This is a genomic window from Vibrio sp. OPT46 (assembly GCF_015163535.1).
Lineage (GTDB): Bacteria > Pseudomonadota > Gammaproteobacteria > Enterobacterales > Vibrionaceae > Vibrio > Vibrio alginolyticus.
Window position 1 is genome coordinate 137,096 of the sequence record NZ_JADDYG010000298.1, and the last position, 4,937, is coordinate 142,032.

The 4,937-nt window shown below is 42.8% G+C and carries 4 protein-coding genes; all 4 read left to right on the top strand.

The features are described 5' to 3' along the window. Positions 1–283: 283 nt before the first annotated feature. Positions 284–859: a sigma-70 family RNA polymerase sigma factor gene (locus tag IQR33_RS14080; RefSeq protein WP_042522516.1), complete on the top strand. Its 576-nt coding sequence runs from the start codon at positions 284–286 to the stop codon at positions 857–859. Further along, positions 852–1,583 carry a DUF3379 domain-containing protein gene (locus IQR33_RS14085; protein WP_033907380.1) on the top strand — a complete coding sequence of 244 codons (732 nt, stop codon included), beginning with the start codon at positions 852–854 and terminating at the stop codon, positions 1,581–1,583. Before IQR33_RS14080 ends, IQR33_RS14085 begins: the two co-directional genes overlap by 8 nt. Positions 1,584–1,880: 297 nt before the next feature. Continuing rightward, entirely contained in the window at positions 1,881–3,158 is a 1,278-nt protein-coding gene (locus IQR33_RS14090; protein WP_193837637.1) for an outer membrane protein transport protein, read from the top strand. 309 nt (positions 3,159–3,467) lie between these two features. Beyond that, a complete protein-coding gene (locus tag IQR33_RS14095) occupies positions 3,468–4,784 on the top strand; it encodes an outer membrane protein transport protein (RefSeq protein WP_193837638.1) in 1,317 nt (438 codons plus the stop codon). The last annotated feature ends 153 nt before the right edge of the window (positions 4,785–4,937 follow it).

The window sequence follows — 4,937 nt, forward strand, 5'->3', positions numbered from 1 at the left end:
AAGCGATTATTGATTCAAAACAATTCAAGAATCCACCATCAGAAGTCCCTTTTAATGCTCCATCGAGTGAACTTATCCAAGCCATTGATTACTAATGATGATATTGTTAACAATATATATCAATTCGTGTTCGATGATATCTGACATTTGCGTATACACTTTTAGGTAACCACATGGCTTATTGTGTCAAAGGGGTTGCATGACAAATCCTGCAACCAAAACCGCTAAGCGATGAAGCAAATAAAGTCATGCTCAGAACAAATAAGAAACTCACAGAGCGAGGATGGAGGCTCCTGTGGCCATATTAAAAATGTTTGGAAAGAAAAATTCCAACAGTCCGGTCAACTCTGATATGGACAAGCAAAGAAAATACGAAGCGCTCGTCCGAGGGTATCATCGTGACTTGTACCGCTACGCATATTGGTTGTGCAAAGATAAAGCGGTCGCGGAAGATCTAGTTCAGGAAACCTGTCTTAGAGCTTGGAAGTCACTCGATAGCCTCCAGGACGAAAAAGCTGCCAAGTCTTGGCTCATCACAATATTGAGACGAGAAAATGCGCGCCGCTTCGAACGTAAACAATTTGATTTAGTTGATATCGATGATTACGGCAATGATGCTAAAGTCAGCGATGACCCACATCATCAGCAAGAATGGCTGCAGGCACAGATCATGAAGCTCGATGTTGAATACCGTGAGCCTTTATTTCTCCAAGTTGTCGGTGGTTTCAGTGGAGAAGAAATTGGCGACATTCTTGATTTAAATAAAAACACAGTGATGACTCGACTATTTCGCGCTCGTAATCAACTTAAAGAGATGTTGGATTCTCAAGATACCAAGAGAGGACAAAAGAATGGATGATTTAGAATTTCGTCGTCGTATTTTGTCGGATCCAAAACAAAAGGATGAAGAGATTCTGCAAGCTTTAGCTGGTAGCGACGCCAACAATAAGTTTGTTGATGACGTTTTGGATCTCGATGTAAAAATTAAACAAGCCATGAATGTGGATGTACCCGAAGATCTCGCAGATAAGATTTTATTTAGCCAGACGTCGAGTGCACTTGATGAAGAGAAGGTCGTCAGACCAAACTTTGTCCGCAAAGCAATGGCACTTGCCGCTTCTATTGCGTTCACCGCAGGGTTATTAGTTGGCCAAGTAAACTGGGGAAATGTTTTGGTGTCTCCAGCACAAGCCAGTTTAGCGGATACCGCGATGAAACACGTTATTCATGAAGAACCGTTTGTTCGTCATCTTGATGAGGATGTACCGAGCTCGCAAATTAATGCGAAAATGTCGCCATTTCATTACCAGTTTAGTGAAAACTTTCCATATCACGTTTACTACCTAAACCACTGCGGTTTTGGCGAATCCAATGCGGTGCATATGGTGTTCCAAGGTCCAAAAGGTAAAGTAACGTTATTTATTACTGGTATTCCAAGCGAACAAAGTACCGACTTTAGTAAGGATGGCATGACCGGAATCGTTCAGCCCGTCGGGAGTTCAAGCCTGATTTTAGTCGGGGAAGAAGGTGAAAATATTGATGCGCTCGCTACGACTCTTGCATCAATGATTAAGCCGATGTAACAACTTCGACGATTTCCAGCCTTCAAAAGGTTAAATGCCGCTAAATGATCTTATTTAGCGGCATTTTTGTATAAATAGAACGCAAAACATTCACCATCGCTATACCATTTAGAGCTTAAACTCTAAATTATGCATTTTAAGTGCAATTTCCCGTCTTTTAGACATCATTTCTGCAATTTTTATTCAATTTTATCCAATGGTCGGATTTGTCCAAGCAATTATTGATACTACTATCTGCGCCACTGAGCAAAAGCTCAATTTATCGTCCAAAGAGACGAATCTAATAAGGAAAAACAAATGACTCAGAACACGCGTCTGTTTAAAAAGACTCTCCTAGCAGTAACGGTAGCTTTTGCCTCAGGTCAATCGATGGCAGCGGGTTTCCAAATCAACGCTCAATCAGCAACTGGCATCGGCCGTGCATTTGCTGGTGATGCAGTAATCGCAGATAATGCAGCAGTAATGGCTCGTAACCCAGCAGCAATGGCTCTGTTTGATAAAATGGAACTTTCGCTAGGTTTCGAAAGCATTACTTCAATGATTGAAGTGAAAGATGCGAAATATTGTGGTTCAACGTGCCAAGTAGCACCAACACTGTTCAAGCCTGTCGACTCAAACTATGACGACGCTGGCGATACTTCTATTGCACCGAACATTCATCTAATCGTTCCTGTAAATGACAAGTTTGCATGGGGCGTAAACGCATACTCTAATTTCGGTACTAAAACAGAATTCGACAATAGCTTTGCGGCAAAAGAATATGGCGGCTTAACTGATGTTAAGAGCGTAAACTTTGGCCTTGCAGGTTCTTACCGTCTCAATGAACAATGGAGCTTTGGTGCTGGTTTAGATTTAATCTACGGCCAAGGTACAATGAAGCGTGAACATGCTGCAATAGGCACACTCGTCGATGTAGACGAAGCTGATGGTTGGGCTGTAGGTTTCAATGTTGGTACTGTGTACGAGCTAGATGAAAACAATCGATTTGGTCTTGCATACCGTCATAGTCCAGAAATGGAAGCAAAAGACGATAAAGGTCAAAAAATCACACTACCTTTACCAGATATGGCCGAGTTCTCTGGCTTCCACAAAATTCAAGACACTAAGTTTGCTGTACACTACAGCATCCAATACATTGGCTGGGAAACTTTCGATCAAATTGAATTCTCTAACTTAAAAGGCTCTCCTCTTGGCTCATCGTACGATAAACAGTACCAGTGGCAAGATGGTTGGCACTACTCGATTGGTGGTACATATTACCTAAGTAATAACTGGACACTTCGTGCTGGTTACATGTACGACACGAGCGCCCAAGCTGACTTAACGTCTGTTTCCGTTCCTGACTCAGATCGCCAATGGTTCTCTACCGGCTTTACTTATCACATTGATAGTAAATCAAATGTCGACTTTGGCTTTACGTACCTAATGGGTAAAGATGTTGAGGTAAATGAATCAACACCTAACCCAATGTACAACCCAAGTAACGCTCAAAGCCCTCAAAATATCTCGAGCTTGTCAGCAACAACACGCGCTGATGCTATTCTATTCGGCTTACAATACAGCCGTAGCTTCTAAACGCTTCGCTGTTAGTTAGTAGAAAAATACTTTATATAAAAGGCTGGATTTCCAGCCTTTTTTCATATCTGCGATTTATTGCCCATTCAATTTGAGTGAACACGTGTATCTAAATCTCACAATTAGGACGCACAGCTGTTCGCTGAATTCCGTTTACAAGCCTTTCACAGTTAGATAATTAAACCACCCAATCAACACTTGAAAGCATAATATTCCAAATGACTGCTTATACTGGATTTTCATTTCTAAAGTAAAAACTCTACCTTTAAACTTTCGTCCCACGTTATAAACAAATCAGCGAACATTCGAATGAAAACCAACAAGACTCTTCTATCAACAGCAGTGGCATTAAGCCTACTTGGCACAACGGGCATGGCTAACGCAGCAGGTTTCCAACTTGCTGAGTATTCTGCAACAGGCCTAGGTCGAGCATATGCTGGTGAAGCAGCAATGGCTGACAACGCAAGTGCACAATGGCGTAACCCAGCAATGCTAACTTATTTGGAAGGCACTCAAGTGTCCGTTGGTGCAATCTATGTGAACCCAAATATTGATATTGAAGGTGATGTAAACTTCCACGGTAGCACTTCTTCTGCATCTTCAGATGACTTCGCACATGATGCAATCATTCCAAACTTCTACCTATCACACCAATATAATGAGAAATTCGCGATTGGTTTGGCATTTGGCACCAACTACGGCATGGAAACCGATTTAGGTAAAGGCTTTGGTGCATCGCACTTTGGTAACGAAGCAAGCGTAACGACAATGGAAGCGAACTTAAACGCAGCTTACAAAGTCAATGAATCGATCAGCGTTGGTGGTGGTATCCGTTACATCATCGGCGAAGGCAGCTTTGGCGCAGCAGCTCCTAAGAATAACGTTGTAGGGTTAAACCCTGAAACTAATCAACCAATCAGTGTTCCTCAAGGTACCGCTCTAAAATACATGGAAGGTGACGATACCGCTTGGGGCTGGCAAGTTGGTACAGCATGGCAGATCAATGAAAATAACCGTATCGGCTTCGCGTACAAATCTGAAGTTGAACTGAAGCTTGAAGGCCATGCTGAAGGTCTTGGTTTTGGCTTCGGTACTTCTGAACGCGACAACGGCTACATGTATCTAAACCTGCCTGCAACGGCTGAGTTGGCAAGCTTCCACCAAGTAACAGACCAATTTGCGTTACACGCAAGCGTTAACTGGACGGATTGGAGCTCTTTCGAGAAATTGGAAGCACGTCTAGATACTGCAGGCACGCATATGGTTAAAGTAGAAAACTGGGAAGATAATTATCGCTTTGCTGTTGGTGCTACTTACCAGCTTGATCCTAAGCTAGCGCTACGCACTGGTATTGCATACGATACTTCAGCGGTAAGCGACAAAAACCGTACGATCACTATTCCAGAAACTGACCGCACTTGGCTAAGTATTGGCGCAACGTACGATTGGACGAAAGACTTCAGCCTAGACGCTGGCTTCACCTATATTTTTGCGAAAGACGCACCAATCGTTGAGTCTCGTGGTTACAAGTCAGACGACACTGCAGAACAAGTCGGCGGCCAATTTGTAGGCGAAACTACGGGTAATGTTTGGCTAATCGGTGTTCAAGCAAACTACCGTTTCTAACCAAGCTGCAAAATACAAAAAAGGCTTAGCATCAGCTAAGCCTTTTTTCATTTCTCTGTGCCGTCCTAAATAAGGTTGACACTTTCCACCCCCAAAATTGGAGAGTGTTATGAAATCAACAACTAAAAGAACTCAGCGCGATTACTCCCTCGC

Bases quoted from the DNA above. Each gene is read 5' to 3' on its own strand.
- IQR33_RS14080 (WP_042522516.1), top strand. From the start codon at position 284: ATGGAGGCTCCTGTGGCCATATTAAAAATGTTTGGAAAGAAAAATTCC.
- IQR33_RS14085 (WP_033907380.1), top strand. From the start codon at position 852: ATGGATGATTTAGAATTTCGTCGTCGTATTTTGTCGGATCCAAAACAA.
- IQR33_RS14090 (WP_193837637.1), top strand. From the start codon at position 1,881: ATGACTCAGAACACGCGTCTGTTTAAAAAGACTCTCCTAGCAGTAACG.
- IQR33_RS14095 (WP_193837638.1), top strand. From the start codon at position 3,468: ATGAAAACCAACAAGACTCTTCTATCAACAGCAGTGGCATTAAGCCTA.